This is a genomic window from Myroides oncorhynchi, from assembly GCF_020905415.1.
Taxonomy (GTDB): Bacteria; Bacteroidota; Bacteroidia; order Flavobacteriales; family Flavobacteriaceae; genus Flavobacterium; species Flavobacterium oncorhynchi_A.
Map to the genome: position 1 here is coordinate 1,991,515 of NZ_JAJJMP010000001.1, position 25,085 is coordinate 2,016,599.

A 25,085-nucleotide genomic window follows, 5' to 3' on the forward strand; every position below is an offset into this window, starting at 1 on the left:
TATTTTGTTCTTAAGTGGTTAAAAGTAATTATTTATTGAACAATTTACTTATAGATGGTCAATTTTATGTTTAAAAATAATATATTTATAATCTTGTTTTGACAGATTTAGTCTACAATAGGACTGATGTCGTAAAAAAACGTAATAATATGTAAATACAAATTAATAATTAACCAATGGAAAAACTAAACATTAACAAGGATTGGTTGTCTTTATTTCAAGGACAAAATCCTGCTATAATTGCAGGGCCTTGTAGTGCGGAAACGCCAGAGCAAGTAATGAGAATCGCTAAGTCACTGCCAAAAGAAGTTAAAGTCTATCGCGCAGGGATTTGGAAGCCTCGTACTCGTCCAGGTGGATTCGAAGGAGTAGGTGCCATTGGATTGAAATGGTTACAACAAGTTAAAGCAGAAACAGGCATGTTAATTGCTACTGAAGTTGCAACCGCAGAACACGTACAATTGTGCTTAGAGCACGATATTGACATCTTATGGATTGGGGCACGTACCGCTGTGAATCCGTTTGCTGTTCAAGAAATTGCAGATGTACTTAAAGGTACTGATAAAGTTGTTTTGTTAAAGAATCCAGTGAATCCGGACTTATCTTTATGGATGGGTGGAGTAGAGAGACTTGCAGAAGCAGGTATTACTAAATTAGGAGTTATTCACAGAGGGTTTAGTACTTATGAGAAAACAAAGTATCGCAATATTCCTGAGTGGCAAATTCCAATAGATTTAAAATTACACTTACCGAATATTCCGATCTTCTGTGATCCTTCACATATCACAGGGAATAGAGACAAAATATTAGGTGTATCTCAGCAGGCATTAGACCTTAATTATGAAGGGCTTATGATAGAGACACACTGTGATCCAGATAATGCTTGGAGTGATGCTGCACAGCAAGTAACACCTGATCAATTAGGAGATATTATCTCTAAACTTAGAGTGAGAAATGTAACTGATGAGACAGAAGAGTTCTTACAACAAATACAAGCTCACCGTATCCAAATAGATGATATGGATAGCAAGTTGTTAGATTTGTTGAGAAAGCGTATGTTGATTTCAGATTCAATTGGTAAGTTGAAAAGAGATAAGAACGTTGCTGTATTCCAACAAGATCGTTGGACTAAGATTCTTGAGAAAATGCAAGAGGAAGGTAAACACATCGGATTTACTGAAGAGTTTATCACAGCTATCTATACAGCTATTCACCAAGAGAGTATCTATAGACAAGATAAGATTATCAATAAAGAATAGTTGTTAATCTAAAGTATATTGAAAAGCTTCTACTACGGTAGGAGCTTTTTTTGTTTAGTAATCGGTTTCAGTTGATTGCTTGTAGTCTACAGTTCCCCGTTTCCTATTTCTCGTTCCCTTATTAAACCCAGAATCAGCAATAGCCAAATATTACAAAGTAATTCTACTTTATAGTTCTTTCATTAGCTCTATAACCATACTATAGTATGCTGAAATCACTAATTCAGGCCTATCTTGTATAATTGCTTTTCGTTTATCTGTCTATCGCTGATTCTGGGTTAAAACAAAGAATTGTATTCATTCCTTTTTTAGGTACATATATTTTGAAGTATATTTGTCGTATGAATGGAATAGTTTACAAATCAACAGGTAGTTGGTACTCAGTGAAAGGTGAAGACGATGTGTTTTATGACTGTCGAATCAAAGGTAAGTTTAGATTAAAAGGTATTAAAAGTACTAATCCACTTGCTGTAGGTGATCACGTTCGCTTTGAACTAGAGACTACAAATGATGTTACTACGGGTGTTATTAACGAGATAGTACCTCGTAAAAACTATATTGTTCGTAAGTCTGTAAACTTATCTAAGCAGGTACATATTCTTGCTTCTAATATTGATACCTTATTTTTAATTGTAACTATAAATAACCCAGTTACTACTACGAGTTTTATAGATCGTTTTTTAGTGACTGCGGAGGCATACGGAATTACTACTGTATTAGTGTTTAATAAGGTAGATACTTATTCAGAGGATGCCTTAGATGAACAGTTGTATATGCAGTATATCTATTCTCAAATTGGATATGAGTGTTTAAGAGTGTCAGCACTGACAGGTAAAGGATTAGATGCTATCAAAGAGCGCATGACAGGTAAAGTATCTACATTCACAGGTCACTCAGGAGTTGGGAAGTCAACGCTTATCAATGCTATCGAACCAGGACTACATTTAAAGACTGCTCAGATATCAGAACAACATCAGCAAGGACAACATACTACTACTTTTGCGGAGATGTATGACTTGTCTTTTGATGCACAGATTATCGACACACCAGGAGTTAGAGGATTTGGGGTAGTGGATATGGCACCAACTGAAGTAGGAGATTATTTCCCTGAGTTTTTCGCATTAAAGGATCAGTGCAAATTTAATAACTGTCTTCATCGTGAAGAACCTCACTGTGCAGTGAAGGATGCTTTAGATAAAGATGAATTAGCATGGTCTCGCTATAAAACGTATATTCAAATCTTAGATGGAGACGAAGAACACTACCGAACAGATATATATAAAGATGGAAAGAACCAAGACGAATAGTCTTGGTTTTTTTATGTTTATAATATTTCAATTTTATATTTTATTAAGTTTTTTTTAACTTAAATTAGTAACTTAAATTTACTAACGAATTATTGTAATGAATAAGTCCCTATTTATATGTTTATTCTTGTGCTTTTCAGTTTTTTCACAAGAGAACTATCAAGTTTCTCTAATTAAAGAGAACTTTAAAGAAGGTGCTACTTCTGTTATAAATGAAGAGCATATTGACGTACAGATTATAGCTATAGATAAGTATGTTAATAAAACAAGGAAGGTGGTTACTGTCTTTTCTGAGAGTGGTCTAGGGCATTTAGACTTTATTGAGGTATACGATAAAAGCACTAAGATTAAACTAATACAAGTTACGCAACTAGATGCTCTAGGTAAAGTTGTCAAAGTATTTAAACAAAGGGATTTTAAAGATTATTCACTAAGTCAAGGAATGTCTATTACGGATAGTCGTGTTCTAGCATTTGAATTTAGACCAGTACAGTATCCTGTTGTTTTTATATACGAAAGTGAAATAGAGTCTCGTAATACTGCCTTTTTACCAAAGTGGCAACCTATTCTGTATCATTCACAGTCTATCTTATCATCAAGGTTTACTATCGAGAATACGAGTGGGATAAACAGTACACCAGTATTATATAATCCTAATTTTACTAAAGTAGACAAGATAGTACAGGGCAGTAAAGTAATTTATACCATTAAAGACTTTAAGGCAGTTACTAATGAGAGCTACACTCCTAATGCAAAGAGCCTTTTACCTACTGTGATCACTACACTAGATAAAGTTTCTCTAGAAGGTATAAAGGGAGATTTTACTAATTGGGAACAATTAGGATCTTGGTATTATAGCAACTTTGTAAAAGGAACAGAAACTTTAAGTGCAGAAGTAGTTAATAAAGCAAAAGAACTTACAAGTGGTGTAACAGATGATATCTCTAAGGCTAAGATATTATATGAGTATATGCAGAGTCATACGCGATATATTAGTGTACAATTAGGAGTAGGAGGATGGAAACCTATGCTTGCAAGTGATGTAAGTCGACTAAACTATGGGGACTGTAAAGGACTTAGTAATTATTATCGAGCGCTGCTAAAAGCTGTTGGAGTGGAGAGTTGCCCTGTGGTAGTTCATGGTTCGTCTACTCCTGTAGATATTAGAGAAGAGTCTGTCTGTCTTCAAGGAAATCATATGATTATAGCAATACCCTTGCAACAAGGAGGATATCAGTGGGTAGAGTGTACTAATAATCAAGGTGCTTTTGGTTTTATCGGCGGATTTACTGATAATCGAAAAGTCTTGATAGTAAAAGAGCACGGTAGTGAATTAGTAAATACAAAGACTTACAGTGCAGAAGAAAGTACTCAGGTTAGTAAGAATTCTTATTTGCTTAAACCAAACGGAGATATAGAAGCTACTATTGATATTATCTCTAAGGGAACTCAGTTCGATAATAGATCACATCTATTTTATGCAAACTCTACAGATAAAGAGAAATACTATAAGCGCATGTTTTCAACGTTTAATATTAATCAATTTAGCACGTTAAATATAGCTATAGATAATACAGATGTTTCGTTAGAGGAAAAGATCTCTTTTATAGCGCCTAAATATGCTACTAAGCTCGGTAATAGACTAGTATTTAGTTTAAATGCTTGGAATGCAAGTAATATTACTTTAACAAGCAGTAAGAATAGAAAGCAACCATTATATATCAGTTCTTCTTGGAAAGATATAGATACTATTGAAGTCGTTGTACCTGATGGTTATTCAGTTGATAACTTGCCTGAGAATGTAAGTTTAGTGACTAAGTATGGTGAGTATAAAGTGACGTATGAATCAAAAGGTCAGAAGATTTATTATACAAGAAATCACACTGTTAATGGTGGATTGTATACAATAGAGGATTATGACTCATTTAAGCAATACAGAGAAGATATTATTAAGTATGATCAAGCAAAAATAGTGTTGAAACTAAAACAATAAAAGGATGAGAAAAGTATTACAAATTATTATATGCTGTATAGTATATATCTATGGTTATGATGTCAAAGCTCAGAACTTTATAGGAAAAGTTACAGTAGAGGAGTTACAACAAACAGAAGATAAAATAGATCCAGAGGCAGAGGCATCTATACTAAACGAATCAGGTCGTGTGTACTTTGATTATATCCCTAATATTGGTTTTAAACTAGTCAGAGAGGTCAATCGTAAACTAAAAACATATAAGAAGGAAGGCTTGTCTATGGCAGACTTTCAGGTGGATTACTATGTAGGTAATAAAGTGACAGAGTCAGTGCGTATTAACGATGTAAGTACATACAACTTAGTAAATGGTAAAATACAGCGTACTAAAGTGAAGTCAAGTGCTATGTTTGATGAGAAGACAAGTGAGAACTGGAAGACGAAGAAAGTAGTTGTACCCGATGTTCGAGAAGGGTCTATTGTAGAATATAGTTTTACGGTGACAAGTGATTACTTTAGTTATATACCATCTTGGGATTTTCAGAGAAGTATACCTGTTCATAATGCAACCTATGAATTAAGAATACCAGAGTATTTTATTTATACTTCTAGATTAATAGGAGATATGAAAGTTGATGCTAAGAGAACAAGTGATAAAAAGAAACTTTACTTGACAAATGATAGAGGACAACAAGCTCAAACAGTTGATTATATAGAGACTACTGATTTATATACAGCATCTAATATGAAGGCACTTAAATCAGAACCTTATGTGGATAATTTAGATAATTACCGTTCTTCAGTAAAACACGATTTATCTATTATTCGCTATCCGAATCAGAAACCAGAGAGTATCTCGCTTAGTGAAGCTGATTTAGTGAAATATATATATGAGAGTAAGTCATTCTCAGGTCAGTTTAGTATTGATAAGCAATTGAGTAAGATAATAGATGTAAATGAATATGACGACTTAGATAATAAGGCTAAGGCAGAGAAAATATTAGCGCAGACTAAAGATGTTATTTCTTGGAATAAGAAGGGAGGATATTACTCAGATGATTTAAGAAAAGCATTAGAACAAAAAACAGGGAACTATGCAGACGTTAATTTTACTTTATTGACGATGCTTAGATATGTAGGCTTAGAAGCTTATCCTATCTTAGTAAGTTCTATTGATAATGGAATAAGTATATCTCTTCAAAAAACGTCATATGATAGAGTAATTGTAGGAGTAGTGATTGATAGTAAAATAATGTTCTTAGACGCTACAGAAAAGTTCGGAAGTTTAAATGTGATTAGGGCATCTAATCTTAACTGGAAAGGGTTATTGATAAAAGATAAAGATAAGTTCCAAAAAGTAGAAATGACTCCTGATTTCTATTCAGTAACAACAGAGAATTATTCTTTATCGATTAGTGCTGATGGAAAAGCAATAGGAAGGGGAATTGAACAATATAGAGACTACTCTTCATTATGGTTTAGAAAAGCTATTGAAGGCAAAGGAGATGAAGCAGTCATTAAGATGTTAGAAGCAGGCTTTGATAATGTTGAGGTAGTTAATCTTTCAGTACAAGAGAAAGATAATTCATCTGCACCATTGGGATTAAGGTTCAGTATGTCTAAAAAAGATATGGGAACTATAATTGGTAATGAGTTATATGTGAAGCCAACTTCGCTATTTAGTTATAAAACGAATCCATTTACGGCTACTGAACGCAAATTGCCAATCTCTTTTGGTTATCCGATCTTATATATTTATAAAATTGCATTAGCGGTTCCCCAAGGGTATGAAGTAGAGTATTTACCAGAAGCATTGATTATACCAGAAGGAGAGATAGATTTAAGTTTTGATTATAAAATGCAACGTGAAGCAAATAACATAATTTGCACTATTCAATTTACGAGAGGCAACTTTATTGAATCAAAGTATTATAATAAAGTTCAGAGTTTTTATATTAAGATGATGGAGAAGTTAGAAGATCAAATCATTTTTAAAAAGAAATAACTTATAAAAAACCAAGATGAATAGTCTTGGTTTTTTATTGACAATCTTTTTAGAACTTCTGCATTTGCTATGTTGTATAATTGTGGTAATTTTTACCTTTGAAACAAGAACAAGAAAAAAACAGCCAAATGAATAAAATATTTTATCTCTCACTTAGCCTATTTATACTGCTTAGCTCAGCAGTATATGCACAAGACTTTTTGGGTAAAGTAACAGTGACTGAGCTTGCAGAACCTAGGAATACTTCTTTCCCTAATGCTAAAGCCGTTGTCCTAAATGAAGAAATACAAGTAGAATTTGAATACGACTATGAATACGGTTTTCGTGTAAATGAAACTGTTAGTAGAAAAATAAAGCTGTATGATAACTCTGCTAAAGAGCAACTGTCATTTTCAATTCCCTATGCACCTAAGGGATACTCTAAAGAAGATCTAACCATAACAGTATCTAATATCTATAGATTAATAGGGGGTAAAGTTGTGAAAGAGAAATCAGCAAAAGAAACTTTAAGTGATATTGATAAAGGGAATTGGCGTGAAAAGGGGGTATCTTATGACAGTGCTAAAGCAGGTGATATTATCGAGTATACCTATACAAAGACAACTAGTTATATAGATGAGTTACCAGAATGGTATATACAGAATGATCTACCGAAAGAGAGTGCAACTTATACTGTTTTTTTTCCAGAATATTTTAGCTACAGTATTGTTCAGAAAGGAGATGTAAAATTAAAAGAACAAGATTTTCCAATGCGTATTGACCTTAAAGGATTGAATAGAACATTTGTTAGTTCTGGAGTTAATGCTATTCAGAAGGTTTTTACAGCTAAATCTGTACCAGCATATGAAGTAGAACCGTTTTTAAATAACCCTAGTAATTACATATCTTCTGTTCGTTTCGATTTACAACAAGTACAGTTCCCAGGTAATTCTGCGGAAAAAGTAATGCAAACTGAAAAAGAGTTTTACACGGATTTGATTAAAAATAGAGGATTTGGTAAAGAACTTAAACAAGATAGGTTTCTAAAAAATGAATTGAATGTAGAGAATTATAAAGACCTTACAACAGAACAAAAAGTAAATAAAATATTAAGCATTGTACAGAGTAGAGTCAAATGGAATAATGAATATAGTCTTTTTGCTCAGAATGGGATTAAACCTACATATTATAAAGGTGTTGGGAATAATGCAGATATCAATCTTTTATTAACTGCGATGTTAAGATATGTGGGAGTAAAAGCAAATCCTGTATTAATCAGTACTAGAAGTAATGGAGTAAAGACAGTATGGCAACGCAATTTTTATAATCATATAATTGTTGCTGTTGAGGTGAATAATCTAGTTTATCTTGTAGATGCTATTAATCCTCATACAGCATTAAACATTTTGACTCCAGAAGATCTAAACGGAAAAGGAACAATTATTTATGACAATGCACAGATTGCAGAAGTAGACTTAATGCCTAGATTTGTTTCTAGTTTAAATAAGAAGTTTTTAATGACACTTAATGCAAATGGGACTATATCAGGGCAAGTAATTGAGAATTATAATAACTATGAAGCATTAAACTTCCGTACAGTGTATGACGGTAGTGAATGGAGATTAGGAAAATGGTTTGAGAGTCAACACTTCGGATTGGCTGTAAACGATATTAAAGTATATGATTCGAAAGACAATACTAAAGATGTTCGAGTAGTATATTCATTTTCTAAAAATAATGGTACAATTGTATTTAATAATAAGTTGTTTGTAAGTCCATTTCAATTTTATCCATTATTAGAAAACCCATTTAGTAATGAAAAACGTTCTAACCCTATTTATATTGGTTATCCTGAATTAGATAATTACCAAGTAGCGATTAATATTCCAGACGGGTATCAAGTAACAGAGTTACCGAAAGGAATAAGTATGAAAATCGAGGACTCAGGATTAGAATTACAAACCAAATTTGAACAAAAGGAGAATCAGATAATTTGTACTTTAGTCTTTGTAAAAGCAAAAGGATGTATTGATACAAAAGACTATGACAGTGTGAGAAATGTGTATGTTCAATTATTAGAACAGTTAAAAACACAAGTTACATTAGAGAAGAAATAAAAATAAGGCTACCTGATTCAGGTAGCCTTATTCAATTATTATTAGTAAAGAGAAAAATAAAGTGGAGCAATAACTACTTGTTATTTTATTGAGGTGTGAGTATAAATACTCCATAGGTAGAGGTATTAAATATAGATTTTGAAATCTCTTTAATGTCCTCAGGAGTTATGCTATTTAGTATTTCATCATAATTATTAAAGTCTTCAAGAGAACCAAAGTTTAATTGAGTTTCTCTAAGCTTTTCTACCCATTGGAATGTACTTGTATCTGTTAGATGTAAGCGTTTATTATTCAGAATCGTTAATTTCATCTGTTCTAATTCTGGCTTTGAGATACTTTTTGTCTGTAGAGAGTGAATCACTTCTTTAGCTAAGTTCTCTAGTTTGTCTATGTCAGTTAGAGCAGTTGAGAAGAATAAACTAACAGATGTTCTAGGCTCAGGGTAAACTTCTACATCTAGAGCTGAATAAGGAGAATATACTAATCCTTCTTTTTCTCTTGATAGTGTTAAGAACTGGTTGTTAAACATCTCTCTTACGATATGAGCCATCATGCTCTCTTTTAGAGTAGGTTTAATTGTTCCATTGAATACTATTGTCACATCAGGTCTTTCGATATCATTACTCGTTAGCGTAGCTCGTGTTATTTCTTCTTTTACGAAAGCCTTAGATGAGTTAGTCTTGTTTTTATCTCCTTGCTTTGGAGAATTATTTAAAGCACCGAAGTAAGCGATCGCCTTCTTCTTGATGTCATCTGTATCAAAATTCCCTGCGATAAGTACATACACCTCCTCTAGATTAGCAAAAGATTGGTTGTACAAGGTAAAGAAGCTATCTAGATTAACTTTCTTCCAGTCTTCTATTGTTGTTAGCTCTTCAGAGAATAAACTACCTCCCTTTTTATATTCTTCTATTTGATGTCCTATTTTGATAGCAGGATTATCTAATAAAGTAGAAGACTTAGTAGTTGTATCTATAGAAGAGATGCTTTCCTCTATATACTCTTTAAAATCCTGTTGAGGTGTGATATAGTCATATACCTTTCTATACGTCCATTCAAAAAGGTCTTTGCTATTCCCTTTTCGCGATGAGGTATTGATAATACTAGCATCCTTATTTATACTAACGAGTGTAGATATTTCTCTATCAGATCCCGCTTGCATATACCCATCATTCGTAAAACCATGTATCCAAGAAGAGTCTATAAAATACCCAGCATCTTGATAATATTTTTGTTCAGATGTAGGTATTTGATTTAACCCATTTCTTGTGAACAATGTCATGATATAATTATCATCTGTTGCCTTCGTTGGTTTAATACCTATGCGTAGCCCATTTGCTAATGTTAGTTCTGTAAGGTTGATATCCGTATATAGATGTTCTTTTACTGCTATATCTGTTGTAGCTTTTTGTATTGGCGGCATTGTTATCCAGTGAAATGAACCACGTGGTCTTTCGTGCGTCTTCTTTTGTTTAGCAGATTTGAATACTAATGTTTTTGTACTTCCTTCATTCCAATACTTGTTTAGTTCATCAGCAGAGTCTATTGAAAACAAACTATCATTATATGTAAGTAGATATAGGTTCTTTTGATCAGTAGACCATGTACTACTGTGTTTACTTTCTATATCTTTTGTGGTGATAGTAGGGAGTAACTCAGTTAGTAAAGCATGTCTATCTATAGAAGATAAGTAGTGACTATTCACTACGACCTGATCAATATAAGCATTGGTGATATAAGCAATATCTTCGTCTTCAGAAGGAACAGAATGATTCAGTAGATGTTGCTTATAATGTTCAAGCTCTTTTTTGTGAATACCTTTTACAGACATTGTGTTTAATGTACTAGCTACTAAGCTTATGCGGTTCTGTAATTCTTCTTCTGACTTAGCTTGTATTTCTATAGCATTTTCATTTTTATTAGGTAGATACCATAGACTGTGAGCAGTAGCAGTGCTTTTGCTCATAGACAGTTTCTTATTGATCCATTGTTTATAGATTTGTTCTATAAGTTGTTGTCTGTAATCTTCTTTAGAAGCTAAGAAAGGTGCTTCTGTAAAGCGTACTATTTCTAATTTATTAGAATTTATAGTCGTATTGCTCTGTTTTTCTAGTAAGTTAGTATAGACAGGGCTAAAAGTGTTTTCGCTCTGTTTTCTATCTAGATTCGACTGTCCTTTAAAAGAACCAAAGTATTTGTTTATTTGCTCTACAGCATCTTTAGTGTTCACATTACCTACTATGATTACAGTGGCTAGAGCAGGATTATACCATCGTTTATAGAATGCTCTAAGCTTTATAGGATCTAGATTTAGAATCTCTTTTTCAGTAGCGATAGGCAATCTATCTAAGTGAGGAGTACCTTCTAGTTTTTTGCGGTTAAATAAAGGCTCTGTACCAAAGTCTTTAATCTCTTGGATAACGATTCTTCGTTCTTTTTCTATTCCCTCATCATTGAGATGTGACTTTCCTAAGAAGTTCGCTAGTATATTTATAGCTAAATCCTGTTGTTTGATATCTAAGAGAGACAGATCATATACGGTACGCTCATAAGTAGTATAAGCGTTGATATCTCTCCCAAACTGATAGCCTAAACGCTGTAATGTATCAATGGCTTGTCTACCTGGGAAGTCATCACTACCGTTAAAGATCATATGTTCTAAGAAATGAGCAAATCCTTTTTCATCATCGCGTTCTTGTAGTGATCCTACATTTAAGACTAGACGATATTCTGTCTTCTGTTGAGGTATAGGATGGATGATATAGTTTAGCCCATTGTCTAATGTTCCATAAATTGCTTTTTCTGCTTTAGGTAATGGAGAAAAAGTACCTTGCCCTGCTACAAGCAGAGGGCAAAGTACTAAAGCAAAGAAATATAGTATTTGAGTACGTTTCATTATTTTAATTTGTATTCTGTTTTAACTTGGATATATCCATCAGCATTGTTATGAATGAATATAAACTCAAAAGTAAACTTACTATCTGTCAGTTTAGCTTTTGATTCTTTCCAAGTATAATTGTCATAATCGTCTTCTATTATTTGATCTACATTGATATGGTCAATCGGATTAAGAGAACCTCCCATTTCATAGTTTTCGGTAGCCATTAAATCTCCTGCATCTAGTAGTTTTTTAAATCTATCCCAAGCAGAATATTTAAACTCAAAAGGCACAGCTAGATATTCATCATTATATAAGTTCTTTAGTGTTGATATAAAAGATACTTCTTTAGTATTAATATCTATGGCGATATGGTTAAGTGTCACCTCAAATGACTCTGTAGAAGTACGTGTTAATCCTACAGATTTCATTACTTCTTTGTTTTGTGGAGGAGCATCAGGTCCAGGGTTATTCCAAAACTCTAAATCATCAATAGTTAAGTCTCTAAACATTTTGTAGAAATAAGCCTCCAGCCCCATAGCATTAGAGGTCATTTTAAGAACAGGTTTATCTGTTGTGGCTAATTCGCTTAGTGTTATTATCGTCTTACCTGTTAGAATAGTAGTATAAGGTAGGTTAAATACTTCTTGTACGCCCCCTCCAGGATATTTAACCTCTGTAGTGACATCTATTTCTCCTAGTAGAGGATATAAATCCAGTCCTTTCTCTTTATAACCGTCTAATAAAGCAATCTGTTCTTTCGTTAGCTCATCTATAACACTCAAGGGTAATACTGTAAAAACAAGAGGTTTTTCTAAAGGAATAGTTGTATTGTTTTCTACTAAATTTAGTTTTATTCTTTTTGCTTCAGTGATAGTACGAGCTGTTTTACTTTTAAGGGTAAGTATTGCTTTCTTCTCACCTGGAGCAAAGGTGATAGTTTGATTCTTTAATTCTAAAATATCTTTGCCTTGCTCTTGATTATCTTCCAGACCAAAAGTTAAAGAGATGGTCTTATCTGTTTTTTTAACTAGTAATACTTCTATAGAGATTTCATCCTCGCCATTGTTTTTTAGTACCGTGTTTTGGGTAGATAGATGAATTTTATTTTCACCTAGGTATTCTTTAGTAACCCCATCATCCTTACTACAGCTACTTAAAGATAGTGTAGTTAGTAGTAGGATAGTGAATGAATTTATTATATGTTTAAAACTTGTTTTCATTTTGTTTTGTTTATTTGAATGAAGGCCAGCCTTTGTTTTGTTGAACATTGCTATTATATCTCAATTCATTCATGGGTATTGGCCATGTCCAGCGATAGTCATTAGGTTCTATCTTGATAATGATAGTATTGTTATCTTCTTTTTTTCGTTCTATGGGTGTATTCCATCGTTTTAGATCAAAAAAGTTGTTCTTTTCTCCAATGAACTCTTTTTGTTTTTCGAAGTGAAGTTTATGACGTAGTTCTTGTTGACTAGGCGTATCTTCTATGTTAGGCTGATTTATAGCAGATAAGAATGTATTGAGAACTTCTTTTGCTTGTGCTAATTTATTTTGTTCTAAAAGACTCTCTGCTAAGATGAAATATGCCTCTGTACTACGTATCATCACCATATCTCTAGGGTCTTTATCTAGTTGTGATCTTTTGTATTTACCTAGAAGAGAACGCTCTACTTTTTCTTCAGCAGTTGCTCTCATACTGTGCTTATATTGAAATATGGTATATCTAATATCGTCCAAGTCAAAATTATAATCTTCATTGATGTAAAGTAGATCCCCTTGGTTATCTTCATAATATAAGTAGTGATTAGGATTATCTAGGTTGTTGTATAACCAGTAGATATTAGTATTGTCTGAAGCCCATATATTTTGATAGTCTTCTGTTGAGGTAGGAAGTTTTGCTCCATCATTTACAAGTTCTTGTGTAATAGATTCTGCTTTTGCATACTCTTTTTCATACGTAGCGACCCTTGCCTGTAGTATCCTGATCCCTTTCTCTTTGATAAAGTAGTTTTGATGTTTACCAGATTGCTGTATTAAATCTAGACCTTCAGCTAAGTATGTTTTGATTAGTTTAAGAGACTCTTCTTGAGTTAGTCTAGCTTTTTCCTCTACGATTAATTTATCTTTAGCGATAATACCTAAAGCTGTAGGGTTATAACGTTCAGAGTATAGCTGTAATAAATCGAAGTAATTATAGGCTTTTAAGACTAAAGCAGAACCTTTAATATACTGCCACACAGGATCCTGACTATTGAAGTTGTGATCTGATTCTAATAGTACATTTAGGTGGACTATGGCATCATAGTGATTATTCCATATCGAACTACTATTAATCGATAAGGTTGTTTCATCCCATTTATAAGCGAGGCTACTTCCTTTTAGATAATTAATTAGATAGGATGGCTGTAGATCTTCTGTATATAAAGTATAATCTTTAGGTTGTATAGGTGTAGCTTTATATGCCTGTGATAGTACTCCATAAGCTTTGATAGGTGAATTGATAATATCATTTCCAGAGATTTCGTTCTCAGATTTATTTTCTAGACTGCATCCCCATAGAGAACTAAATACGAATAAGTAGAATATTTTTTTAATCATTAGAAAGTAGCATTAAGAGAGAAAGTTAATATTGGCTGTAATACATCATTTAGAGAACCTCTATCTGTCTGAAAACGGTATGTGTAGATATTATCTGCTTGTACACTTAGCTGTAGGGATTTAAAATACTTATTGATAAAATTATTACTGCCTATGTTGTAACTAAGTTGTATGTAATTTAGCTTGATAAAGTCTGTTTTATATATAGTTCTATTATTAGCAAAGCTTTGAGAATAATCTTCTGCATTGTTTGGTAGTTTTTTGATAGGATATACTTTATCTTCATCTCCTACCTCGAACCAGCTGTCTTGTAACTGTCCCTCTATGGCATTTAAATTAGAACTTTTATAGTCTCTTACATAAGATTGGCTATACATTTTCTTACCACCGAAATTATAGTTGATATTTACATTTAATGCCCAATTTCTATAAGTAAAGTAGTTGTTGAAAAAGCCGTTATAAGGAGCTATACTATATCCAATACGTCTGAAGTGATTTGCATTTCTTCGTTCATTTAGATCTATTACATGGCCATCATTATCTATGTATTCAGGTACTCCTGTTAATGGATGTATACCATTAGTTTGTAGCCCATAGATGATACCTAGAGGTTTGCCTACTTCGTATTCTGGTATTACAGATTCTTCTGTTAGATATATTCTATCTGTACCATAAAGAGCTTTTACCTTATTTGCGTTATAGGACAAGGAAAGAGAAGTATTCCATCTAAAATCTTTTAGGCGGATAGCATCTCCACTTAACATAAATTCTATCCCTCTATTTTCTAGTTCTCCTATATTTTTAGTATATGTATTAAATCCATTACTCATAGCTATAGGCATAGATAGTATAGCATCTTTTGTCTTGTTTTGATAGAAGTTAACTAATAGATTTAGTCTTTCAAAGAAGCCGAAATCTACAGAGTAATTTATAGAGTGTGTTTGTTGAGGTTTTAAATCTTTATTAGGTATTCCTTGTAGCATTAATAATCTATAGTCTCCATAGAATGTATTAGGGTTGCTAAAAGTTGATTCTATATCTCTTATTGAGATTCCTGTCATACTTGCTGTATATCCTAACGAGGCTTTAAATTTCAAATCAGTTAGTATATTTTGACTCTTGAAAAAATCATAGTGAATAGGAGACCATCCTATTCCCGTAGACCATGCATCATTCCATCGTTTACTTGAAGGTAAAAAGGAAGAGCCATCTCTTTTAAAACTTCCATATACATCATAAATCCCTTTATACGTATATCCCATCGCAGCTCCAAAACCAAGTTGTGTATTCTTTATTTTGCTTCCTGAGTTTTTAGGGGCATATTCACCTATTAAAGAATTATTGATACCTGATAAGCTACTAATGTCATCCGCTATTCCATGTCCTTCACCCCCAATTATTTTTGTATTAGTAGTATAGTAATCCATATTTACTCCTAAGAAAATATCATGGTCACCGAATTGTTTTTGGTAATTAGCACGTAGATTATATGTAAAATCGAAGTTCTTGCTATCTGAGTCAGATATAAAGCCTTTAGCATTGTTTGGTTTTTGCTTTTGACTATAAGCATTCCCAAGTATTCTTTTATAAGTTTCGCTTAATGAATAGTCAGCACCTATTACCCCTGCTATGTTTAATTCGGGTAATATATCCCATTGCATTACCATGGAACTACTAAATCTTTTACTAGTCTGTTTTTGTTTATATTGATTGATTAAGTCAGCATAAGAGCGACCTGAGTAACTTGTTAGTTTTGTCGAGTGTTTTGTTTCATAAGGATTAAGTATAAAGGCTAATGAAGTAGGATCATTATCCATTCCATTTTCAGTATTGGTAGTCGAAAGCCCAAAACTATTGTTAAGAGATAAGGTTAGATTAGGGGCTAATATATAATCTAAATTGGCACGTGCGGTTATTTGATTGATATCATTACCTGGTATACGACCACCTTGTTTACTGTAATTCAGCGAGTAGAAATAAGAGTTTTTTTCGGTACCACCTCTTACACTAAGGTTATGAGATTGGAAATAATTAGGCTTTACTAATTCTTTAAACCAATCTGTATTAATTCTTCTTAAGGAGTCTAATTTGTGTTCTCCTTCTTGTAGTTTCTGACTTAGAAGAGGACTGTTCGGATAGATACTATTGATATATTCAGATGAGTATAGATATCCTGGAGTAGCAGGATTTTGCATTCTGAGTTCGAATGCTAATTTCTCATCAGTCTTCATCATATTAGCCGTTCTTTCCCCTCTCATCGTTACTCCTTGTTTCATAGCATAACTAATAATGGGTTTACCATCAAAACCTCTTTTAGAAGTTAATTCGATAACTCCATTAGCCGCCTTAATACCATATAGAGCGGTAGCAGGAGCATCCTTTAATACCTTGATAGTGGAGAAGTCATTAGGATTAAGAGTCATAAAAGTCTCTGTCGAAATCACAATTCCGTCCATTATAAATAGTGGCTCATTGGCATTTCCTTGATAGTTAAAAGAAGAGTTACCACGTAATCTTATTTCTGGTTTTTTGCCTAGTTCTCCAGAGTAAGTAACAGTAAGACCTGCTACTTGTCCTTCTAATAACTTAGCTATATTCAACTCTGAGCGTTGGTTCAGCTGTGTCATGTCTACTGTGACTACAGAACCTGTACTATTACGAATGTCGATATCATTGATATTAGTAGATTTTCTGATAATCAGCTCATCTAGTTGTTTTGTAGTGGGTAGTAGATAGATAGTTTGATTTCCCTTTTTTAATTTTATTTCTAGGTTTTCATAACCTTCATGGCTGATGATAACAGAAGAATGATAGAGTTCAGGAATTTGAATTTCTCCTTTTTCATTAGTGAAGAAGGTATCACCAGAGGCTAATACAGTTATGATTGCTGTATCAATAGGTTTTTTTGTTTCTAGATCTAATATCTTACCTGTATAAACAGGATGCTGAGCGAAAGTACTAAAGGTACACAATAGACTTACTAAGAGTGTTATAATAGCAGTCTGTCTGAATGAAAGCAACATAGTGTTATTTTGTAATTAAGACTAATTCTAAATTAATGTGCAAAAATAACTAGTTTTTTGTCTTTTCAAAGGATAAAGTGTGTTTATTTAGATTAGATATTGTTTAAAGGTTGGCGCATTGCGATGTTGGTAAGTAGTTTTGTTGTTTTGTTTTTTGTGCTTTTGAGAGTTCATTTATCTTTTAAAGGGCAATGTTCTGTATTTGTTTACTTACTTTTTTGAAAGTTGATGTTTGAGGGTTTGTGCTTTAATTAAGAAGTAAAAATGATGTAAAAAACGAGTGTTTATATCGTTTATTCTCAGTGATTATAAAGTGGTGTTTTTGTCCCATTCATTAAAAAACATCTACTAGATGTTTTATTAATGCTCTGTGTGGATATAGACGGCGCAGTATTATCAAGTATTATGGATGTAGACGTCACGGATTTCAAATCTACGACAGCGTAAGTATTGTGGATATAAACGTCACGTCTTGTTGGCATATAGCGGTAGGGGCATATAACTATACGCCCACCTAAAACATCTAGATGTTTTAATGTGTGATATATTGTGGCTACTGTGTGGACATAGACCTCAAGTACAGTCAGTATATAAAAAGTAGTGGACGTATTACTATACGCCCACATATATGTTATGATTTAAAAAAACAGCTTATTTCTTTAGCTTCTTATATTCTCTAATTAACTCTTTAAGTTGGCGATTAGATGTTGGATCAACATCTTTATCAGATAAGAAATGTCTGAATGTGAAATGGCTTCTATAATTCTTTGACACGATTTCTTGATCAAGAATAAATAGGTCGTTTCTTAATTGTTGTTTTTCTACTTCGTAGGCAGTTAAGGCTTCGAACTTATCTTTAAAATCTCTTCTAAACGTGTTTGTATTAAAAGGGATAGAATTTAGAATCTGCATTTGCTTTTTAGACTTTAGGTCTAAAGTAGAGATGATCTTAATAGCGAGTGCATCTATTTCTATTTTAGTTAAAGAGTCTATTTTCTCAGGTAAGTAAGATTTTATTTTTTTAATCGGCTTTACTTTGCTTGACTGTTTAGTTACAGTTTTTTTTGAAGTTGATGAAGGAGCATAACCAGTTCCAAAGCATTTATCACAAAAAGGGTCTAAGCCTTCACAAGAGCAAATTTCTGTTCTCATATTTTTGAATTACATTTTAATTTAAGGAGGCTTGATAGTAGCCTTGTTATTTTACAGTACTGATTTATTACAAAGAAATAAGTCATGTAGATTGTAAAATAACTGCGCAAAGATAATTGAATTTTTATAGCCTTGGTGAGGTTAAAACTAGAATGGGCAGCAATAGACTATAAATAAAACAAAAAAGGACTGCGTATTAAGCAATCCTTTAGATATAGAATAGTGAAGTTATTACTTCTTCGTGTTGATTGTGTTTTTATAGATTTGTCCGCCTTTCATGATAAGGATAAAGCTCTTCTCAGGGTTAGCGATAAGAGATAAATCTTTAAGAGGGTTACCGTCTACTAGTAGTAAGTCAGCATAAGCTTTTTCTTCTACGACACCTAGCTTACCAGGGTAAGGGCTGCGAAGACCTGATAGTTGTAATAGTTCAGCATTATCTTGCGTTACCATTTTAAGGATTTCAGCATTAGTAAACCACTTTTGAAGACGTAAGATATAATCGTTTTGATCTTTATTAAGTTCTGGTTCGAATAAGAAGTCAGTACCCCAAGCTAGTTTTACTCCTAATTTTTTAGCTAGTGGCCATACTTTATCTTGACCTTCTAATACAGGCTTGCGCTTTTCTTTACGTTGCGCATCCATATTGTCATTATTGTCCATTAGGTTTTGTAAACTTAACCAAATATTCTTCTCTGCCATTATCTTTAATGTTTCCTCATCTAGCATTTGTCCATGTTCGATAGACTTAACACCAGCTTCGATAGCACGTTGTACAGCTCTAGGTGTATAAGCGTGTACCATCACGTACGTTCCCCAGTCTTCAGCTGCATCCACTGCTGCTTTTACTTCGTCAAATGTATATTGAGTCACATCGATTGGGTCATACGCTGATGAAGTCCCTCCACCTGCCATTACCTTAATCTGACTTGCTCCGAAACGCAAATTCTCTCTTGTAGCTGTAAGTACTTCGTCACGTCCATCAGCGATAAATGTAGCCCCCATTTCTTCTGCTCGAGATGGTTTACCAAAGAAACGACGTGAGCGTTCATTAGGTGTTCTAAAGTCACCATGTCCTGCAGTTTGACTGATAGTAGCGCCAGAAGGCCAAATACGAGGACCAGATACTTTATTAGCATCAATAGCTGCTTTTAAAGGGAAGATAGGTCCTCCAGCATCACGCACACTTGTAAAACCGCGCATTAGCATATTATTAGATCCTACAGCGACTTCTTTCATTAAACTTTCTGGTGTAGCAGTAGGTGACATCATTTGTTCCATTGTTAAAGCACCGAATACCATGTGTACGTGTACATCAATTAATCCAGGCATTAAGGTTTTGCCATTACCATTGATCTTAACTACATCTTTATCCTTAACAGATATAGCTGAAGAACTTATCTTTTCGATAGTTTGACCTGACACTAATACATTCATAGGAGCAGTAAGAGCTGCTGTTTTGTGATCTAATATTCTAACATTCTCGATAAGAACTTGTTTTGTCTGTGCAAATGTGATTGTTGTACTGACAAAAAATAGAGTTAATAAGTATTTAAACTTCATGATATATTGGGAGTTATGTGGTTATTCGTATTAAGATGAATAAGGCTCTAAGTTATTATAAAAGTGGCGTTTTGCCTAATATTATTTTGTTTAACAATAATATTGGGTGGTTTTAGGATATAGTTTATCGGATTATGGAGTATTGAAAGGGATAAGTTGATGTATTGTAAATAATTGTAATTATAATAAGGTAGAACTTGAGAAAGTTTTAAGTTTGTAAGTATTAGTGAGAAAATATATAAAGTAATGAGAGTAGTAATCCAACATGTAGCAAAAGCGTCTGTAACAGTTGAAGGGAATGTAATCGGAAGTATCGGTCATGGGCTGTTAGTGTTAGTAGGAGTAGAAGATGTTGATACAGTACAAGACATAGAATGGCTATCAGGGAAGATAGTGAATTTGCGTATATTTGAAGATGAAGCAGGGGTAATGAATAAGTCTATTAAGGATGTGGGGGGAGATGTGTTATTAGTAAGCCAATTCACATTACATGCTTCTACTAAAAAAGGAAATAGACCCTCTTATATTAAAGCTTCTAAGCCAGACTTTGCTGTACCGATGTATGAGAAGTTTATCACACAGTTAGAAAAAGATATGGAGAAGTCAATACAGACAGGAGAATTCGGAGCAGATATGAAAGTAGAGCTGCTGAATGATGGCCCTGTAACTATAGTAATCGATAGTCAAAATAAAGAATAATGAATAGTTTAGTCAAGTTTAGTTTATTCACTATCATCTATGTGATGATGACGTGGTTCTTAACAGAAGAAGTGGGATGTGCTTTCTCTGGAGATCAGCAGTGTTTAATAAGTTTTGTAGCGAAGTACATTATCTTTATGATATTGATGTTCGTTTATGACAAGTGGATTAAAGGAAGAATTTTTAAAACAAAAAATAAGTAAGAGTATGAATATTCAGGATGCACAACTAGCTGTAGATAATTGGATCAAAGAACATGGAGTTCGTTATTTTAACGAATTAACTAATATGGCTCAGCTTACTGAGGAGGTAGGTGAAGTAGCTCGTATCATCGCGAGAAGATATGGAGAGCAATCTGAGAAAGAGAGTGATAAAAATAAAGACCTAGGTGAAGAGTTGGCAGATGTGGTATTTGTAGTGATGTGCCTAGCTAACCAGACAGGTGTGAATCTTCAAGAAGCTTTTGATAAAAAAATGGATTTTAAAACAAAGAGAGATCACGACCGCCACCACAATAATGAAAAACTAAAATAAGAAGACGTGAATATTAAGCTGTTAAAAAGTAAAATGGAGAATGACAAAACACTTGTCATCTCTGGTAGTAAATCGGAGAGTAATAGATTATTGATATTACAAGAGTTGTTTTCATCATTGGTGATAGATAATGTATCTGATTCTGATGATGTACAAGCGATGCAACAAGCGCTAGCTTCAACAGGAGAGGTGGTGGATATACACCACGCGGGAACTACTATGCGATTTTTGACAGCTTATTATTCGCTGTGTAGTACTCATACACTGACCCTGACAGGAAGCAGTCGTATGCAAGAGCGCCCTATCGGGGTGTTAGTAGATGCACTTAGACAGTTAGGAGCTGATATCACGTATGACAAGAAGGAGGGATATCCTCCACTTCGCATTAAAGGGAATGTGGTAACTGGAGGTAAGGTAGAATTACCTGCAGATGTGAGTAGTCAATATATCACTGCTATGTTATTAGTAGGGACAAAATTAGAGAAGGGAATAGAGCTCCATTTAATAGGAAACATTACCTCTCGTCCTTATATAGAAATGACTTTAGCATTATTAAGTCAATTAGGTGTAGAGAGTAGTTTCGAAGGAAATATCATTAAAGTAAATCCTTTAGTTAAAGCTGGTACAGAACAGTTCACTGTAGAGTCGGACTGGTCTTCGGCATCTTATTTTTATTCTTTTGTTGCATTATCTCCTATAGGGACTGCGATAAAACTAAAGAGTTATAAGAAAGATAGTTTGCAAGGGGATAGTTATGTGAGTGAGTTATATGCTACTCTAGGGGTAGAAACTACTTATTTAGAAGATTATACTTTAGAACTTAAGAAGGTAAGAGATACTGAGCCTGTGTTTAAAGCAGATTTGATAGAAACTCCTGACTTAGCGCAAACTATAGCTGTGACTTGTTTTGGTTTAGGGATAAAATGCGAAATGACAGGGTTGCATACTTTAAAGATAAAAGAGACAGATCGATTAGTCGCATTACAGAACGAGTTGACTAAATTAGGAGGACAAGTAGATATCACTAATGAATCTATGCTTATTCATCCTTCAAAAGGAATGAAGGAAGGAATATCAATTAATACTTATCAAGATCATAGAATGGCGATGGCTTTCGCACCATTATCTTTAAAAGGTGAACTAGAGATTTTAGAGGCTGAAGTAGTAACTAAGTCATTTATAAACTACTGGGATTGTCTAGCTGAAATAGGCTTAAATATGGAGAAAAAGTAAGGTGCTAAAATTAAATATGGCTAAATACTTGACAACCCCTACTCTGAGGTTGTATATTTGTACTCAATTTGGACATTTATGCACTTTATAAATGACTGAATAAGGTTTAGTATTATTTTCTAACAAAACACATATTCAATGAAGTTATCAAACTTTAATTTTGATTTGCCTGAAGATTTATTGGCAGAGTTTCCAGCAGAGAACAGAGATGAGGCACGCTTAATGGTGGTGGATCGCAAAACTGGAACTATTGAACATAAGCAATTCAAGGATTTAATTGACTATTTTGACGAAGGAGATGTGATGGTGTTAAACAACACTAAAGTATTCCCTGCACGTTTATATGGTAACAAAGAGAAAACAGGTGCTAGAATCGAAGTATTCTTGTTACGTGAGTTAAATGCTGAACAACGTTTATGGGATGTATTAGTAGATCCTGCTCGTAAAATACGTATCGGAAATAAATTATACTTCGGAGATGATGATTCATTAGTAGCTGAAGTAATCGATAATACAACTTCTAGAGGAAGAACTTTACGTTTCTTATATGATGGTTCTTATGAAGAGTTTAGATTTAAATTACAAGAATTAGGAGAGACTCCTATACCTAAGTATATTAATCGTGAGGTAGTACCAGAAGATGCTGAGCGTTACCAAACTATCTATGCGACTGAAGAAGGAGCTGTAGCTGCTCCAACTGCTGGACTACACTTCTCTAAACACTTATTAAAGCGTTTAGAAATTAAAGGAGTAGAGTTTGCTAATGTGACGTTACATATTGGTTTAGGTACATTTAACCCAGTAGAGGTAGAGGATTTATCTAAACATAAGATGGACTCTGAAGAGATGTTCGTTACTCAAGAAGCATGTGATATCGTTAATGCTGCACAAGCTAGAAAGAGTAGAATATGTGCTGTAGGTACTACAAGTATGCGTGCTTTAGAAAGTTCTGTATCATCTAGTCATACCCTAAATCCATTCGTGGGATGGACTAATAAGTTTATCTTCCCTCCTTATGACTTTAGTATAGCTGACTGTATGGTGACTAACTTTCACATGCCAAAATCAACATTGATGATGATGATCTCTGCGTTCTGTGGACATGATTTAATGATGAAAGCTTATAAAGAAGCTGTAGAAGAGAAATATAAATTCTATTCTTATGGAGACGCAATGTTGATCCTGTAATAGAGTGATTATATAATAATATCTTATAAAGCCTTTGAGAATTTCTCAAAGGCTTTTTTTATTACTTTTTCTTTTTATTTTAAGTGTGGCACTTCTATAGACTAAAGTAGATATATATACGTAGTTTACTCTATTAGAAAGTTAGTTTTCTTCTTCTTTTTGTACTTGATAGACAGTATTTGACTACTATTGATTCTATACTTAAAGGCATTATTCGCATTTAAGGTATAATTAAGAATGATATTATCTGAAAAGGCTTAAATTTACTTTTAACTTAAAAATGCTATAAAACATGACTTTTGAGAATACACTTGCTTATGCAAAAAGCTTAGATGCGCAAGATCCTCTAGCACAATACAGAGACGAGTTTAACTTTCCAAAAGTAAATGGAAAACAAGTGATTTACTTTACAGGTAATTCTCTGGGTTTACAACCTAAGAAAGCTGTAGAGTATGTAAGTGAAGTGATGACTGACTGGGGAGAATTAGCAGTAGAAGGGCACTTCTATGCTGAAAAACCATGGTGGGATTATCACGAGAGATTAAGTGAACCTTTGAGTCATGTTGTAGGGGCATTGCCATCAGAAATAACGGTAATGAATACGTTGACAGTGAATCTACATGTACTGATGACTACCTTTTATAGACCAACGTCAAGTAAGTATAAGATTATATGTGAGGAGAAAGCATTTCCTAGTGATCAGTATTTGATTCAATCACAGATTAAATTACATAATCTAGATCCAAAAGAAGCAATTGTTGAACTAAAGAAACGACCTGGTGAGCACAATTTTAGATTAGAAGATATTATAGCTAAGATAGATGAGGTAGGAGAGGAGTTAGCTTTAGTTTTGATAGGAGGATTAAATTACTATACAGGACAGGTATTTGATATTAAAACTATTACTGCTGCAGCTCACCAATATGAAGCAAAAGTAGGATGGGATTTAGCACATGCAGCAGGTAATATAGAATTAAAATTGCATGATTGGAATGTAGATTTTGCAGCATGGTGTAGTTATAAATATATGAATGCTGGGCCAGGTAGTGCTTCAGGATGTTTTATCCATGAACGTTATCATACAGATAAAGATTTAGTGAGATTAGCAGGATGGTGGGGACATAATAAAGAACGTAGGTTCTTAATGGAGAAAAGATTTGATGCTATAGAGAGCGCTCATGGATGGCAGATTAGCAATCCATCTATTCTAAGTTTAGCTCCTTATTTAGCTTCGTTAGAAATGTTTGCTGAGGTAGGTATGGAAGCACTAATTACTAAGCGAGATAAGATTACAACCTATTTAGAGTTTGTAATGGAAGATGTAGCTAGAGCTGTCAATGCAAATTATGAGATTATCACACCTGAAGGTAAAAATGAAAGAGGGTGTCAGTTATCTGTATTACTCCATGGAAAAGGGAAAGATCTTTTTTCATATTTGTTGAATGAGGGGATCATCGTAGACTGGAGAGAGCCTAACGTAGTACGCATAGCTCCAGTGCCACTATATACATCTTATGAGGATATTTTTAGATTTGGTGAGATTCTAAAAAAAGCAGATAGTCTCTTTTAAAATAA

Annotated in this window: 17 protein-coding genes; 11 read left to right on the top strand and 6 right to left on the bottom strand. The window is 33.5% G+C overall.

The genetic code is table 11. The features are described 5' to 3' along the window. Positions 1-176: 176 nt before the first annotated feature. The 5 genes from LNQ81_RS08820 (at position 177) to LNQ81_RS08840 (ending at position 8,639) form a co-directional block, all read left to right on the top strand. A complete protein-coding gene (locus tag LNQ81_RS08820; protein ID WP_229946001.1) occupies positions 177-1,259 on the top strand; it encodes a chorismate mutase in 1,083 nt (360 codons plus the stop codon). A gap of 341 nt (positions 1,260-1,600) precedes the next feature. Continuing rightward, complete coding sequence (gene rsgA, locus LNQ81_RS08825) at positions 1,601-2,566, top strand: ribosome small subunit-dependent GTPase A (protein ID WP_229946003.1); 966 nt, start codon at positions 1,601-1,603, stop codon at positions 2,564-2,566. A gap of 97 nt (positions 2,567-2,663) precedes the next feature. Further along, positions 2,664-4,559 carry a DUF3857 domain-containing protein gene (locus tag LNQ81_RS08830; protein WP_229946004.1) on the top strand — a complete coding sequence of 632 codons (1,896 nt, stop codon included), beginning with the start codon at positions 2,664-2,666 and terminating at the stop codon, positions 4,557-4,559. A 4-nt stretch (positions 4,560-4,563) separates the two neighbouring features. Further along, positions 4,564-6,543 carry a DUF3857 domain-containing protein gene (locus tag LNQ81_RS08835; RefSeq protein ID WP_229946006.1) on the top strand — a complete coding sequence of 660 codons (1,980 nt, stop codon included), beginning with the start codon at positions 4,564-4,566 and terminating at the stop codon, positions 6,541-6,543. A 128-nt stretch (positions 6,544-6,671) separates the two neighbouring features. Further along, positions 6,672-8,639, top strand: a complete 1,968-nt coding sequence (locus LNQ81_RS08840) for a transglutaminase domain-containing protein (RefSeq protein ID WP_229946008.1) — start codon at positions 6,672-6,674, stop codon at positions 8,637-8,639. An 85-nt stretch (positions 8,640-8,724) separates the two neighbouring features. Here the strand turns inward: LNQ81_RS08840 and LNQ81_RS08845 are convergent, their stop codons facing one another. The 6 genes from LNQ81_RS08845 to LNQ81_RS08870 form a co-directional block, all read right to left on the bottom strand. Continuing rightward, positions 8,725-11,535: a M16 family metallopeptidase gene (locus LNQ81_RS08845; protein ID WP_229946012.1), complete on the bottom strand. Its 2,811-nt coding sequence runs from the start codon at positions 11,533-11,535 to the stop codon at positions 8,725-8,727. Further along, positions 11,535-12,740, bottom strand: coding sequence for a DUF4929 family protein (locus LNQ81_RS08850; protein ID WP_229946014.1), 1,206 nt, complete (start codon positions 12,738-12,740; stop codon positions 11,535-11,537). Before LNQ81_RS08850 ends, LNQ81_RS08845 begins: the two co-directional genes overlap by 1 nt. Before the next feature lie 10 nt (positions 12,741-12,750). Next, positions 12,751-14,118: a RagB/SusD family nutrient uptake outer membrane protein gene (locus LNQ81_RS08855; RefSeq protein WP_229946016.1), complete on the bottom strand. Its 1,368-nt coding sequence runs from the start codon at positions 14,116-14,118 to the stop codon at positions 12,751-12,753. Next, the gene (locus LNQ81_RS08860) at positions 14,118-17,141 is read right to left on the bottom strand and encodes a SusC/RagA family TonB-linked outer membrane protein (protein ID WP_229946018.1); all 3,024 of its coding nucleotides are present in this window, start codon (positions 17,139-17,141) and stop codon (positions 14,118-14,120) included. The genes LNQ81_RS08855 and LNQ81_RS08860 overlap by 1 nt, the downstream gene beginning before the upstream one ends. A 651-nt stretch (positions 17,142-17,792) precedes the next feature. Beyond that, positions 17,793-18,293, bottom strand: coding sequence for a hypothetical protein (locus tag LNQ81_RS08865; RefSeq protein WP_229946020.1), 501 nt, complete (start codon positions 18,291-18,293; stop codon positions 17,793-17,795). A gap of 231 nt (positions 18,294-18,524) precedes the next feature. Continuing rightward, positions 18,525-19,856 carry a metal-dependent hydrolase family protein gene (locus LNQ81_RS08870; protein WP_229946021.1) on the bottom strand — a complete coding sequence of 444 codons (1,332 nt, stop codon included), beginning with the start codon at positions 19,854-19,856 and terminating at the stop codon, positions 18,525-18,527. Between the two features lie 246 nt (positions 19,857-20,102). Between LNQ81_RS08870 and dtd the strand changes: the two genes are divergently transcribed. The 6 genes from dtd (at position 20,103) to kynU (ending at position 25,080) form a co-directional block, all read left to right on the top strand. Continuing rightward, positions 20,103-20,555, top strand: a complete 453-nt coding sequence (gene dtd / locus LNQ81_RS08875; protein ID WP_229946023.1) for a D-aminoacyl-tRNA deacylase — start codon at positions 20,103-20,105, stop codon at positions 20,553-20,555. Further along, positions 20,555-20,758 carry a hypothetical protein gene (locus tag LNQ81_RS08880; RefSeq protein ID WP_121966253.1) on the top strand — a complete coding sequence of 68 codons (204 nt, stop codon included), beginning with the start codon at positions 20,555-20,557 and terminating at the stop codon, positions 20,756-20,758. Before dtd ends, LNQ81_RS08880 begins: the two co-directional genes overlap by 1 nt. A gap of 4 nt (positions 20,759-20,762) precedes the next feature. Beyond that, positions 20,763-21,089 (top strand): nucleotide pyrophosphohydrolase, encoded by a 327-nt coding sequence (locus LNQ81_RS08885; RefSeq protein ID WP_229946025.1) that lies wholly within the window; start codon positions 20,763-20,765, stop codon positions 21,087-21,089. 6 nt (positions 21,090-21,095) lie between these two features. Further along, positions 21,096-22,322, top strand: a complete 1,227-nt coding sequence (locus LNQ81_RS08890) for a 3-phosphoshikimate 1-carboxyvinyltransferase (RefSeq protein ID WP_229946027.1) — start codon at positions 21,096-21,098, stop codon at positions 22,320-22,322. 138 nt (positions 22,323-22,460) lie between these two features. After that, the gene (queA, locus tag LNQ81_RS08895) at positions 22,461-23,510 is read left to right on the top strand and encodes a tRNA preQ1(34) S-adenosylmethionine ribosyltransferase-isomerase QueA (protein WP_229946029.1); all 1,050 of its coding nucleotides are present in this window, start codon (positions 22,461-22,463) and stop codon (positions 23,508-23,510) included. A gap of 292 nt (positions 23,511-23,802) precedes the next feature. Then, the gene (gene kynU, locus LNQ81_RS08900; protein ID WP_229946031.1) at positions 23,803-25,080 is read left to right on the top strand and encodes a kynureninase; all 1,278 of its coding nucleotides are present in this window, start codon (positions 23,803-23,805) and stop codon (positions 25,078-25,080) included. Positions 25,081-25,085: the final 5 nt, after the last annotated feature.